The sequence below is a fragment of the Herbaspirillum sp. FG34 genome (genome assembly GCF_057809315.1).
Genome location: NZ_JBMDJS010000007.1, coordinates 219,531 through 233,031, shown reverse-complemented (window position 1 = coordinate 233,031; position 13,501 = coordinate 219,531). Strand labels below are relative to the sequence as shown.

Below are 13,501 nucleotides of genomic sequence, written 5' to 3'. Positions count from 1 at the left end.
TCCCGATGTGACGGCAGATATCGTCGTCTCAGTGATGAGAGAGCTACAGGTGCACTGAAAATGGCAGCTTCCGGCAGGGGCTGCCATTTTTGATGTCGCTGCTCTACGTCGGCTTCGGGGACTCAGGTCAAGTCCAGCACAATCCGCCCATCAATCTTGCCCTCTTCCATGCGCGCAAAGATGGCATTGATGTTGTCCAGCTTGTCCCAGGTAAAGTGCGCCGCCACCTTGCCCTCTGCCGCAAAGACCAGCGACTCTTCCAGGTCCTGGCGCGTACCGACGATGGAGCCGCGCACGGTGATGCGCTTCAACACGGTATTGAACACCGGCAGGCTGATGTCGCCCGGGGGCAATCCAACCAGCGCCATGGTGCCGCGTGCACGCAGCAAACCGAACGCCTGTTCCATCGCCTTGGGCGAGACCGCCGTCACCAGCGCACCATGCGCGCCACCGATGATGCGCTGGACTTCGGCCACCGCATTGTGGTCGCGGCCATCGACGGTGAGGTCCGCGCCCAGCTTCTTGGCCAGCGCCAGCTTGTCATCGTGGATGTCGGCTGCGACCACGTGCATGCCCATGGCCTTGGCGTATTGCACGGCCATGTGGCCCAGGCCGCCGATGCCGGAGATCACCACCCACTCACCGGGGCGCACCTCGGTTTCCTTCAAGCCCTTGTAGACGGTCACGCCCGCGCACAGCACGGGGGCGGCCGGGCCGAAGTCCAGTCCGGCAGGCAGGTGGCCGACGAAATTGGGATCGGCCAGGCCATATTCGGCAAAGCTGCCGTTGACGGAATAGCCGGTGTTCTGCTGCTCGGCGCACAGGGTTTCCCAGCCGGTGCGGCAGGGCGAGCAGCAGCCACAGGCCGTATGCAGCCAGGGCACGCCAACGCGGTCGCCTTCCTTGACGTGCTTGACACCCGCACCCAGCGCAGCGACGTAGCCGGTGCCTTCGTGTCCGGGAATGAACGGGGGCGTGGGTTTGACGGGCCAGTCGCCATGGGCCGCGTGCAGGTCGGTATGGCACACGCCGCTGGCTTCGAACTTGACCAGGATCTGGCCCGGCCCCGGCGTGGGGACAGGCACTTGTTCAATCGACAGGGGCTTGCCGAATTCGCGGACGACGGCCGCTTTCATCATTTGCGTCATATGCACTCCTCGGGGGGGATCAACGGGATGCCAGGGCAGGGCGGCGGCCTTGTGCTGCAATGGCCGACTGTTGTTCCTGCCTGCAAGCGTCAATATCCTCCGCGTGCCGCATGACGACAATCGATGATTGCGCATGGATTGATCCATGTCGCCCATCGTTGAAAAACAAGAGGAGTGCACCAGCGCATGCCCTTGCAGCATGCGCGCGCGGCCGGCTTACTTCGCGATCACCACTTCCACATCCGTCTCTGCCAGCAGTGTGGCCAGTTCCGGCGGTGGCGGGGCATCGGTGAAGAGCACGTCGATCTGCGACAGATGCGCCATCTTCACCAGCGCCTGTCGTCCGAACTTGCTGGCATCGGCCACCAGCCAGACCTGGCGCGACTGTTCGATGATGGTCTGCGCCACCTTGACTTCACGGGCATCGAAATCGCGCAACACCCCATCCATCTCGATGCTGGAGATGCCGATGATGCCGATGTCCACCTTGAACTGGCGGATGAAATCGATGGTGGCTTCGCCGACGATGCCGCGATCGCGCGCGCGCACCACGCCACCGGCAATGATGACCTCCAGCGCCGGATTGCTGGCCAGCGAATTGGCCACGTTCAGGTTGTTGGTCACCACGTGCAGGTTCTTGTGCTGCTGCAGGGCGCGCGCCACCTCCTCGGTGGTGGTGCCCAGATTGAGGATCAGCGAACAGCCGTCCGGCACCCGCGCGGCCACCGTGCGGCCGATGCGGCGCTTGGCCTCGGCGTGCATGACCTGGCGTTCGGGATAGGCAATGTTCTCGGTCGAGGACAGCAAGCCTACACCGCCGTGATAACGCGCCAGCAAGCTGGCATCGACCATCGCCTTGACGTCGCGGCGCACGGTCTGGGTGGTCACGTTCAGTTGCTGGGCCAGCTCTTCCACCGAAATGGTGCCGTGCTTGCGAACGCATTCCAGCAGCGTCTGTTGCCTGGGATTGAGCATGGAGGTGATCGAAATCCGTTGATTTTTGGGAAACAATTTTGATTGAATATGAACATTAAAAAACATAAACGAACATAAAACAACAAATAATTGTTGATTTACTTTCGGGATGTCGCTTATCTTACGGTGCATTGGCAACTCCCGGGAAAGTGCGGGGTTGCACGGCAGCTGTTGCACGCAAACACAGCGGAACCGCTGAGACGGCAATACGGTTACCGCACACAAGCAACACGGCACCAATACGGCACCAATACGGCAGTAATACAGCGGAAACACGGCAGCAATACAGTGGCAGCCCGGCAGCAATACGGTGTCGCTGTCGCAGCCAATACAGTTTCACTACGGCATCAATACAGTTTCAACCCGGAACCCATACGGATCCAACACGGAGAAGCGGCGAATGACGCTCGAATATGATCTCTTGGTGGTAGGCGGCGGCATCAATGGCGCGGGCATCGCGCGCGATGCAGCCGGACGCGGCCTGCGCGTGCTGCTGTGCGAACAGCATGACCTGGCTCAGCATACCTCCTCGGCCAGCACCAAGCTCATCCATGGCGGCTTGCGCTACCTCGAATATTACGAATTCAAGCTGGTGCGCAAGGCCCTGCAGGAACGCGAAGTCCTGCTGCGCTCGGCACCGCACATCATCTGGCCGCTGCGCTTCGTCATGCCGCACGACGCCAACCAGCGTCCGGCCTGGATGATCCGTGCCGGCCTGTTCATGTATGACTACCTCGCCAAGCGCGAGATCCTGCCCGCCTCCGAAGGCGCCAATCTGACCCGTCACGCTGCCGGTGAGCCTCTCAAGGGCGACTACCGTCGTGGCTTCGTCTATTCCGATGGCTGGGTCGACGATGCCCGTCTGGTGGTGTTGAACGCGATGGACGCCCAGGAACACGGCGCCCGCATTCTCACTCGCACCAAGTGCATCAGTGCCCGTCGCGAAGGCGAGATCTGGCATGCCGTGCTGGAGCATCAGCATGCAGGCGGCGTGCAGCAGGAAGAAGTGCGTGCCCGCGCCATCGTCAACGCCGCCGGCCCCTGGGCTGCGCGGTTTGCGCAGGCCGTGCCGCAGGCCAAGACCGGCCGCAGCCTGCGCCTGATCAAGGGCAGCCACATCGTGGTCAAGCGCCTGTTCGATCACCCCTACGCCTATATCTTCCAGAATCCGGACAAGCGCATCATCTTCGCCATCCCCTATCAGGAAGAATTCACCCTCATCGGCACCACCGACCTCGAATACCACGGCGACGCCGGCAAGGTCGAGATCGATGCCGCCGAGATCGATTACCTCTGCGAGATGGCCAACCGCTACTTCAAGCGTCAGATCGGCCGGGATGACGTGGTCTGGACCTACTCGGGCGTGCGTCCGCTGCTGGATGACAGCGCCGAGAATGCCTCGGCCATCACGCGCGACTACCTGCTCGAATGCGACGATGCCGGCGCCCCCATGTTGAACGTCTGGGGCGGCAAGATCACCACCTATCGCAAGCTGGCCGAGGAAGCCCTGTCCATGCTGGCCCCGCACCTGGGTGCATCGAGCCAGCCGTGGACGGCCGGTGCGCCGCTGCCCGGCGGTGACCTGGAGCAACCCGGCAAGATGGTGGCGCGCTATGACTTCGAGGCGTATCTGCGCAAGGTCCAGGCGCGCCATCCCTGGCTGCCGGCCGACCTGGCCCATCGCTATGCGCGCAGCTACGGATCGCGCGTGGAGCGCATCATCGGCCAGGCAGACAGCCTGGCCGCCCTGGGCGAAGAACTGGCACCGGGCCTCTACGAGGCCGAGGCGCGTTACCTGGTGCAACACGAATGGGCGCGCGGGGTGGACGACATCCTGTGGCGCCGGAGCAAGCTGGGCCTGCACGCCAGTGCCCAGCACCGGGCCCGGCTGGAGGCGTGGCTGGCCAGTCTGCCAGACCCGGCCCAGCCGTAAGCCAGGTCGCCGCACACCATTCATCAAAAAAATGTAGCGAGGAGACAGCGTGACCCTGGAACTGAAACAAGTGGCCAAGACGGTCGGTGCCGAAACGCACCTGTACCCGATGGACCTGAACCTAGCCAAAGGTGGCATCAACGTTTTGCTGGGGCCGACCCAGGCCGGCAAGACCTCACTGATGCGCATCATCGCCGGGCTCGACAAGCCCACCGCAGGTCGCGTGCTGGTCAATGGCCAGGACGTCACCGGCGTGAGCGTGCGCGAGCGCAACCTGGCGATGGTGTATCAGCAATTCATCAATTATCCCGGCCTGACGGTGTTCGAGAACATCGCCGCGCCGCTGCGTCTGCAGAAGCAGCCGGAGCAGGAGATCACCAAGCGCGTCAACGAGATCGCCGACAAGCTGCACATCGCGCATCTGCTGCAACGCCTGCCGCTGGAACTCTCCGGTGGCCAGCAGCAGCGTTGCGCGCTGGCGCGGGCGCTCATCAAGCGCGCGCCGCTGGTGCTGCTGGATGAACCGCTGGTCAACCTCGACTACAAGCTGCGCGAGGAATTGCGCAGCGAGCTGATTTCGCTCTTCACCAGCGGCGACACCACCGTGGTCTACGCCACCACCGAGCCACAGGAAGCGCTGCTGCTGGGCGGGCATACCGCCGTGATGCACGAGGGCCGCCTGCTGCAGTTCGGACCGACCCTGGAGCTGTTCAACAGCCCCGCTTCCACGCGGGTGGCGGCGATCTTCAATGACCCACCGATGAACCTGCTCGATGCCACGGCCATCTCCACCGGTGAAGGCAAGACTGCGATTCGCATGAGCGATGGCAGCGTGCTGGAAATTGCCGGACGCCAGTTGTCCCTCCCCGAAGGCCAGCCCTGCAAGCTGGGCATCCGTTGCAATGACGTGCGCCTGGAGGCGCTCAACGCACCGGGCGTGAGTCTGGGGTGCCGCGTCACCCTGGCCGAACTCTCCGGTTCCGAAACTTACCTGCACCTGCGCCATGGTGATGTCCCGCTGGTGGCGCAGCTGTCGGGCGTGCATGAAGTGGCCATCGGCAGCACGGTGCAAGTGAGCATCGCCGCGACCAAGGCCTTCCTGTTCGATACACAGGGTCGCCTGCTGAGCGCCCCGCTGGAGACTCGCTGATATGGCCCGCATCGAATTCAAGAACCTGGGTCACGCCTACAGTGGCAACCCGGCCAGCCTCAAGGACTACGCGCTGCAACCCATGAACATGGTGTGGGAGGACGGCGGCGCCTATGCACTGCTGGGCCCCTCGGGCTGCGGCAAGTCCACGCTGCTCAATATCATTTCCGGTCTGCTGCAACCGTCGGAAGGGCAGGTGCTCTTCGATGGTCGCGACATGACTCGCATGGCCACCCGTGATCGCAACATCGCGCAGGTGTTCCAGTTCCCGGTGCTCTACGACACCATGAGCGTGTTCGACAACCTGGCCTTCCCGCTGCGCAACCGCAAGGTCGCCGAGCGCGAGGTGCAGGCGCGCGTGCACGAGATCGCCGAGATGCTCGACCTCACCCGTGACCTCAAGCAGCGCGCTGCGGGCCTGTCGGCTGATGCCAAGCAAAAGATCTCGCTGGGCCGTGGCCTGGTGCGCAAGGATGTGGCGGCGATCCTGTTCGATGAACCCCTGACGGTGATCGATCCGCACATGAAGTGGGAGCTGCGCCAGAAGTTGAAGGAAATCCACCATCAGTTGAAGCTCACCCTGATCTACGTCACCCACGACCAGGTCGAGGCGCTGACCTTCGCCGATGAAGTGGTGGTGATGACCGAGGGCAAGGTGGTGCAGCAGGGCAAGCCAGAGGCACTGTTCCTGCGTCCCGATCACACCTTCGTCGGTTACTTCATCGGTAGCCCCGGCATGAACTTCTGCCCGGTGCACGTGCAAGGTGATGCGCTCCTGCTGGGCCAGCAGCGCGTGCAGGTCGAGGCCGCGCAATTGCAGGCGCTCAAGAACAGCAGCGGCGAGCTGAAGCTGGGCATCCGTCCGGAATTTGTCGAGCTGGCCGCACCTGGTACGGCCGGTGCAGTCAGTGCCGAGATCACCCAGGTGCAACACCTCGGCACCAGCCAGCTGGTGACGGCGCAGGTCGAGGGCATGAGCGTGAAGGCGCGCGTGGCGCCGGAGATGAAGATCGCCACCGGCGCGCATTGGCTGCGACTGGCCAAGCCCGAGACGATCTACTTCAGCAACGACGAGAGAATAGGACGCTAAGCCATGAACAAGCCCTACAACAACAAGGCCTGGTTCTTCATCCTTCCGGTCTTCCTGACGGTGGCCTTCTCGGCCATCATCCCGCTCATGACGGTGGTCAATTATTCGGTGCAGGACATCATCAGCCCCGAGCAGAAGGTCTTCGTGGGCCTGGACTGGTTCCGCGACGTCATGCGCGACAGCGAGCTGCACGCGGCGTTGCTGCGCCAGCTGATCTTTTCCTTCTGCGTGCTGCTGGTGCAGATTCCGCTGGGCATCGGCCTGGCGCTGGCCATGCCCCACAAAGGCTGGAAATCCTCGGCCACGCTGGTGATCCTGGCCATGCCGCTGCTGATTCCATGGAACGTGGTCGGTACCATCTGGCAGATCTTCGGCCGCGCCGACATCGGCCTGGGCGGCTACGTGCTCGATCTGCTGGGCTTCGACTACAACTACGCGTCCAATCCAAGCGATGCCTGGCTGACCGTGCTGGTGATGGACGTCTGGCACTGGACCCCGCTGGTGGCACTGCTGGCCTTCGCCGGCTTGCGTTCGATTCCCGATGCCTATTACCAGGCCGCACAGATCGATGGCGCCAGCCGTTGGGCAGTGTTCCGCTACATCCAGCTGCCCAAGATGCGCGGCGTGCTGGTCATCGCGGTGCTGCTGCGTTTCATGGACAGCTTCATGATCTATACCGAACCCTTCGTGCTCACCGGTGGCGGTCCCGGCAACTCGACCACCTTCCTGAGTCAGTACCTCACGCAGAAAGCCGTGGGCCAGTTCGATCTCGGTCCGGCCGCCGCCTTCTCGCTGATCTACTTCCTCATCATCCTGCTGTTGTCCTTCGTGCTCTACAACTGGATGCAGAGCGCCGGCAACAACGCCAATGCTTCGGGTGGCCAACATGACTAAGACTCAGGACAAGACCTTTACCCGCATGCTGGTGATGCTGCTCTACATCGCCTTCACCCTGGTGCCGCTGTACTGGCTGCTGAACACATCATTGAAAACCAATGAGGAAACCCTGTCGGTCTTCACGCTCTGGCCCAATGCGCCCACGCTGAACAACTACAAGACCATCTTCACCGATCCCTCGTGGTATTCGGGCTATATCAACTCCATCATCTACGTGGCCATGAATACGGTCATGTCGTTGCTGGTGGCCTTGCCGGCGGCGTATGGCTTCTCGCGCTATCGCTTCCTGGGCGACAAGCACATGTTCTTCTGGCTGCTGACCAATCGCATGACACCGCCGGCGGTGTTCCTGCTGCCGTTCTTCCAGCTCTATTCCACCATCGGCCTGTCGGACACGTACATCGCGGTGGCGCTGGCGCACATGCTCTTCAACGTGCCGCTGGCGGTATGGATTCTGGAAGGCTTCATGTCGGGCGTGCCGCGCGAGATCGATGAGACGGCCTATATCGACGGCTTCTCCTTCCCGCGTTTCTTCCTGCGCATCTTCCTGCCGCTGATCAAGTCGGGCGTGGGCGTGACGGCCTTCTTCTGCTTCATGTTCAGCTGGGTGGAACTGCTGCTGGCCCGCACCCTGACCTCGGTCAACGCCAAGCCCATCAGCGCCATCATGACCCGTACCGCGTCTGCGGCCGGGATGGACTGGGGCATCCTGGCGGCTGCCGGCGTGTTGACGATTGTTCCGGGAGCCCTGGTGATCTGGTTCGTGCGCAACCACATCGCCAAGGGCTTCGCAATGGGGAGAGTGTGATCATGGGAAATGCTTTTTCGTGGATGTCGTGGACGCTGCCGGTGGCGATCTTTTTCGTGTGCGTGGCATTGATGCTGGTGGGCATGACGGTGTGGGAGCTGCGCTCTCCGACCATCGAGCGCAAGGGCTTCCTGCCCATGCGTACCACGCGCGGTGACCGGCTGTTCATCGGATTGCTGACGGCGGCCTACATCAACCTGGCCTGGGTCGGACTGACCGACCTGGACCAGTGGTATGCGGTAGCGCTGGGGTTCGTGGCGCTGGCGCTGATCATGCGCAAGGGGTAGCGGCCTGTCCCGAGGTGATACGCAACATCTGACAGGCAACGGATCTGTACTAGAACGGACGTCCGGGGATTCTCCTTCCCTACCCGGCACGCCAATTCAGGGGAAGGTGACGAGGAGACATGATGCAGAACATGCGGAAAATCAAACTGACCGTGCTGGTCGCCGCCATGGCGATGGCCGGTATCGCGGGCAATGCCTGGGCCGACATCAAGGCCGCCGAGAAATGGGTGGACACCGAATTCCAGCCCAGCACCCTGTCGCGCAAGCAGCAGGTCAGCGAGATGCAATGGTTCATCGACGCGGCCGCCAAGCTCAAGGCCAAGGGTGTCAAGGAGATCCACGTGGTCTCCGAAACCCTGGATACCCACGCCTACGAATCCAAGACCCTGGCCAAGGCCTTCGAGGACATTACCGGGATCAAGGTCATTCACGACGTGATCCAGGAAGGCGACGTGGTCGAGAAGATGCAGACCTCGCTGCAATCGGGCAAGTCCATCTATGACGGCTGGGTCAACGACTCCGACCTGATCGGCACCCACTACCGCAACGGTCAGACCGTGGTGCTGAGCGACTACATGGCCGGCCCCGGCAAGGAATACACCAACCCCGGTCTGGACCTGAAGGACTTCATCGGCACCAGCTTCACCACCGCACCGGATGGCAAGCTCTACCAGCTGCCCGACCAGCAGTTCGCCAATCTCTACTGGTTCCGTGCCGACTGGTTCGCCCGCAAGGATCTGCAGGACAAGTTCAAGGCCAAGTACGGCTATGAACTGGGCGTGCCGCAGAACTGGTCAGCCTATGAAGATATCGCCGACTTCTTCACCAACGATGTCAAGGAACTCGATGGCAAGAAGGTCTTCGGTCACATGGACTACGGCAAGAAGGATCCCTCGCTGGGCTGGCGTTTCACCGATGCCTGGCTGTCCATGGCCGGTGCTGCCGACAAGGGCCTGCCCAACGGCTTGCCGGTCGATGAATGGGGTATCCGCGTGGCCGATGACAAGTGCACCCCGGTGGGCGCATCGGTCTCGCGCGGCGGTGCCACCAACTCGCCGGCGGCAGTCTACGCCCTGACCAAGTACCTGGACTGGATGAAGAAGTACGCACCGCCCGAAGCGCTGGGCATGACCTTCTCCGAAGCCGGCCCGGTGCCTGCCCAGGGACACATCGCGCAGCAGATCTTCTGGTACAGCGCCTTCACCGCCAGCATGACCAAGCAGGGCCTGCCGGTGGTCAACGCCGACGGTTCGCCCAAGTGGCGCATGGCGCCCGGCCCGCACGGTCCGTACTGGAAGGATGGCATGCAGAACGGCTATCAGGACGTCGGTTCCTGGACCTTCCTCAAGAGCACCCCGCCGGACCAGATGGCCGCCGCCTGGCTGTACGCGCAGTTCACGACCTCCAAGACCGTCTCGCTGAAGAAGTCCATCGTCGGCGTGACCTTCATCCGTGACTCCGACATCCGTTCCGACTACTTCACCAAGAACGCCGCCAAGTACGGTGGCCTCATCGAGTTCTACCGCAGCCCGGCACGGGTGGCGTGGACCCCGACCGGGACCAACGTGCCTGACTATCCGAAGATGGCGCAGCTGTGGTGGAAGAACATCTCCTCGGCCATCTCCGGCGAGAAGACACCGCAAGGGGCGATGGACAACCTGGCCGATGAAATGGACGGTATCATGGCCCGCCTGCAGCGCGCCGGCATGAAGCATTGCGCGCCCAAGCTCAATCCGAAGAAGGATCCGGCCACCTGGCTGTCCGACAAGGGCGCACCGTGGGCCAAGCTGGCCAACGAAAAGCCGAAGGGTGAGACCATCCCTTACGACAAGCTGCTGCAAGCCTGGAAGGATGGCCGCGTACGCTGATGCAGCCTGATCGCCATCACGCGTGAGATGACGCCATCCCGGCCGATGTCGGGATGGCGTCTTCGCGTTTGCGCAGGACCGGTTTGCTTAGTTCTATTTTGATACTTTATTGGTATCTTCCTGACGCCGCACAGCTATTGATTGCTGGCGCAATGCGCAGGGTGTTTTTCCATTTTTGAACCCAAGAGGTTCAGTCGTCTGCAAGGAATCATCATGGCCTATCTGCTCGCCCTCGACCAGGGTACCTCCAGCTCGCGCAGCATCATCTTTGACCAGAGTGGCGCCATCGTCGCCACGGCCCAGCAGGAATTCCCGCAGATCTTCCCGCAGCCGGGCTGGGTCGAGCACGACCCCATGGACCTGTGGCAGAGCCAGTTGCAGACGGCGCAGAAGGTGCTGGCGCAAAGCGGCATCAAGGCCGAAGAACTGACGGCCCTGGGCATCACCAACCAGCGCGAGACCACCGTGGTGTGGGAGCGCGCTACCGGCAAGCCGGTCTACAACGCCGTGGTCTGGCAGGACCGTCGCGCCGAAGTGGTGTGCGCGGCGCTGCGCGAACGAGGACTCGGCGAGGCCATCCAGAAGAAGACCGGGCTGGTGCTCGATCCTTATTTTTCCGGGACCAAGCTGCGCTGGATCCTCGACAACGTCGACGGCCTGCGTGCGCGCGCCGAACGGGGCGAACTGCTGTTTGGCACCGTCGATTCCTGGCTGGTCTGGAACCTCACCGGTGGCCGCCTGCACGTGAGCGATGTCTCCAATGCCTCGCGCACCATGCTGTGGAATATCCACACCGGTGCCTGGGATGAGGAATTGCTGCAATGGCTGGACATCCCTGCGGCCATGCTGCCGCAGGTGCATGCCTCGGCGCACATCTATGGCGAAGTCGATGCCCGGCACCTGGGCGCGGCGGTCAGAATCGGCGGCATCGCCGGCGACCAGCAGTCGGCCCTGTTCGGCCAGGCTTGCGTGCGTCCCGGCATGGCCAAGAATACCTACGGTACCGGCTGCTTCATGCTGCTGCATACGGGTGACCAGTGCGCCACCTCCCACAACGGTCTCATCAGTACCGCTGCCTGCCAGGTCGATGAACGCAAACAATATGCGCTCGAAGGCAGTGTCTTCATCGGCGGCGCCGTGGTGCAGTGGCTGCGCGATGGCTTGAAGGCCATCAAGACTTCCACCGACGTCGAGGCACTGGCCTGCACGGTGGAAGATTCGGGTGGGGTGGTGTTCGTGCCGTCCTTCACGGGGCTGGGTGCGCCATACTGGAATCCCGGTGCCAAGGGCGCCATCGTCGGTTTGAGCCGGGGCAGCACGGTGGCCCACATCGCCCGCGCGGCGCTGGAATCGATTGCCTTCCAGAGCACGGCCTTGCTCAATGCGATGGTCAAGGATGCGGTCTCGCCGATTACCGAATTGCGGGTCGATGGCGGTGCGGCCGCCAACAACCTGCTGCTGCAATTCCAGGCCGACCTGCTGGGCATCCCGGTGATCCGTCCGCAGGTGACCGAGACCACCGCGCTGGGTGCGGCCTATCTGGCCGGCGTGGCTACCGGTGTCTATCGTGATCTGTCCGAGTTGTCTGCGCAGTGGCGCATGGAGCGTACGTTCGAACCGCGTTTCACGCGCGAACAGGCACAGGAGCGCATCCACGCCTGGGAAGCGGCAATCCGCCAGGTCAGCGCAGCTTGAGAGCGGCACGGCCGGGGCGACCCGGCGTCATGGCGCCTCAGTCCGGTGTGCCGGTACTGAGCAGCTGCATGGTGTCCAGGTGGCTCAGGCGCGCCCACTCTTCGCCGCCACGGGCGACGATGGTGTCGGCGTCGGGCGTGGCCATCAGGTCGAGGATCTCGGTGTCGCTCATTTCCATGTCGTCGTTGTAGCGGAACACCTTCAACACCGGTCGCGTGAGGTCCTGGGCGTTCTGCCGGATCACGAACCCGGAACGGCCCGATTCCAGCTTGACGATGGAGCCGACCGGATAGATGCCCAGCGTCTTGACGAAGGCCAGGAACATGGCGCGGTCGAAGTGACCGGTCCAGGAAGCCATGCTCGAAATGGCTTCGGCCGGGTCCCAGGCGCGTTTGTAGGGGCGGTCCGAGGTGAGCGCATCGTAGACGTCGCAGATGGCGGCCATGCGCGCATACAGGCTGATCTGACCACTGCGCAGTGACTCCGGATAGCCTTGACCATCCATCTTTTCGTGATGGTGCAGGCAGACATCGCGCGCATAGTCGGGCACGTTGGGGTCCTGGCTCAGGTATTTGTAGCCCAGTTCGGGATGCTTCTTGATCTGGGTGAATTCTTCCTCGGTCAGCCTGCCGGGCTTGTTGAGCAGTTCATGCGGCAGGAAGGCCTTGCCCACGTCGTGCAGGAAGCCGCCCAGGCCGGCTTCGCGGCAGGCCTTCTCGTCCAGGCCCAGGGTGCGCCCCAGGGCCACCATCAGGGCGCATACCGCTACCGAGTGCAGGTAGGTATATTCATCGGCCAGTTTCAGGCGCAGCACGCTGAGCGTACCGTTGGGGCTTTGCAGGACGGCGCCGGTAATTTCTTCCACCACCGAGACGCAGCGCTCCATGTCCAGCGCCTTGCCCAGCCGTGCTTCGCTGAACATGGCCTTGGTCGCCTTCTTGGCGTTCTCGCGCAGGGCCATGGCGTCCAGCAGGGTGGTGTCGATGTCGGGACCCGGGGGCAGTTCCGCCAGGGGCTCGACCTGCTCCGGGGCTTGCCCTGCATCATCGGTCTGGTCCGCCTGGGCGGCCGGCTCGGTGACATCCAGGCCGCGCTCGGGATCGATCCAGCAATGGGCGATGCCGCTGGCATGGGCCTGCTTGAGGTCGGCCTCATTCTTGAGCAGGAATTTGTTCTTCCAGAACGGATGATCCAGCCAGGCTGCTTCAAAGCCGCAGAAATACATTCCGAGGACCAGATCCTCCGTTTTAATTTTTTTCAACATTTCTCGTACATCTTTCCGGCTGACCGGGGAACGGGTTGGCTTGGCATCCCTGACCACGGGCGGTGGAGCGCCGAGGGCGTCGCGGACAGGATTGCCGGTAGTTAATCATCTCATATGCCTGAGCATATGTGAAAGATTCTGCTCGTTGCCATGCCATTGACGGGCCCGGTCTCCTGGCCGCCGGTGCCGGCCCGGACGAAAAAAAGCCCGTCCGGGGAAGGACGGGCTGAAAGATCCGCTGGATGTCGTCGCAGCGGACAAGGGGAAAGAGGAGGTCTCGATGTGGCTACTCTAGGCCCCGAAAATTAAGCCAGACTTAAAACCGGAGAAAACTTTGCAGCGGCCCTGAAGTGGTCTGCTGACGAGGCTTCCCGGCGGGCAACGTG

11 protein-coding genes are annotated in these 13,501 nt (G+C 62.6%); 8 read left to right on the top strand and 3 right to left on the bottom strand.

Annotation, left to right across the window (positions count from 1 at the left end):
• Positions 1–122: 122 nt before the first annotated feature.
• Both adhP and ACODSZ_RS11610 read right to left on the bottom strand, forming a co-directional pair.
• Positions 123–1,148, bottom strand: a complete 1,026-nt coding sequence (gene adhP / locus ACODSZ_RS11615; protein ID WP_488927626.1) for an alcohol dehydrogenase AdhP — start codon at positions 1,146–1,148, stop codon at positions 123–125.
• Between the two features lie 216 nt (positions 1,149–1,364).
• The gene (locus ACODSZ_RS11610) at positions 1,365–2,123 is read right to left on the bottom strand and encodes a DeoR/GlpR family DNA-binding transcription regulator (RefSeq protein WP_175342721.1); all 759 of its coding nucleotides are present in this window, start codon (positions 2,121–2,123) and stop codon (positions 1,365–1,367) included.
• Positions 2,124–2,523: 400 nt separating this feature from the next.
• Here ACODSZ_RS11610 and glpD point away from each other — a divergent pair, with 400 nt between their 5' ends.
• The 8 genes from glpD to glpK all read left to right on the top strand — a co-directional run bounded on the left by glpD (position 2,524) and on the right by glpK (position 11,851).
• Positions 2,524–4,056: a glycerol-3-phosphate dehydrogenase gene (gene glpD / locus ACODSZ_RS11605; protein ID WP_488927625.1), complete on the top strand. Its 1,533-nt coding sequence runs from the start codon at positions 2,524–2,526 to the stop codon at positions 4,054–4,056.
• Between the two features lie 49 nt (positions 4,057–4,105).
• Positions 4,106–5,206, top strand: coding sequence for an ABC transporter ATP-binding protein (locus ACODSZ_RS11600; protein WP_488927624.1), 1,101 nt, complete (start codon positions 4,106–4,108; stop codon positions 5,204–5,206).
• Position 5,207: 1 nt separating this feature from the next.
• Positions 5,208–6,296 carry an ABC transporter ATP-binding protein gene (locus tag ACODSZ_RS11595; RefSeq protein ID WP_175342724.1) on the top strand — a complete coding sequence of 363 codons (1,089 nt, stop codon included), beginning with the start codon at positions 5,208–5,210 and terminating at the stop codon, positions 6,294–6,296.
• A gap of 3 nt (positions 6,297–6,299) precedes the next feature.
• Complete coding sequence (locus tag ACODSZ_RS11590) at positions 6,300–7,190, top strand: carbohydrate ABC transporter permease (RefSeq protein WP_008325921.1); 891 nt, start codon at positions 6,300–6,302, stop codon at positions 7,188–7,190.
• The gene (locus tag ACODSZ_RS11585) at positions 7,183–8,001 is read left to right on the top strand and encodes a carbohydrate ABC transporter permease (RefSeq protein ID WP_085943551.1); all 819 of its coding nucleotides are present in this window, start codon (positions 7,183–7,185) and stop codon (positions 7,999–8,001) included. The genes ACODSZ_RS11590 and ACODSZ_RS11585 overlap by 8 nt, the downstream gene beginning before the upstream one ends.
• Before the next feature lie 2 nt (positions 8,002–8,003).
• Complete coding sequence (locus ACODSZ_RS11580; protein ID WP_008325923.1) at positions 8,004–8,288, top strand: DUF2160 domain-containing protein; 285 nt, start codon at positions 8,004–8,006, stop codon at positions 8,286–8,288.
• A gap of 119 nt (positions 8,289–8,407) precedes the next feature.
• The gene (locus ACODSZ_RS11575) at positions 8,408–10,156 is read left to right on the top strand and encodes an ABC transporter substrate-binding protein (RefSeq protein ID WP_034349793.1); all 1,749 of its coding nucleotides are present in this window, start codon (positions 8,408–8,410) and stop codon (positions 10,154–10,156) included.
• A gap of 213 nt (positions 10,157–10,369) precedes the next feature.
• A complete protein-coding gene (gene glpK, locus ACODSZ_RS11570) occupies positions 10,370–11,851 on the top strand; it encodes a glycerol kinase GlpK (RefSeq protein WP_008325925.1) in 1,482 nt (493 codons plus the stop codon).
• Between the two features lie 37 nt (positions 11,852–11,888).
• Here the strand turns inward: glpK and ACODSZ_RS11565 are convergent, their stop codons facing one another.
• Positions 11,889–13,115, bottom strand: a complete 1,227-nt coding sequence (locus ACODSZ_RS11565; protein ID WP_175342725.1) for a cyclic di-GMP phosphodiesterase — start codon at positions 13,113–13,115, stop codon at positions 11,889–11,891.
• Between the last annotated feature and the right edge of the window lie 386 nt (positions 13,116–13,501).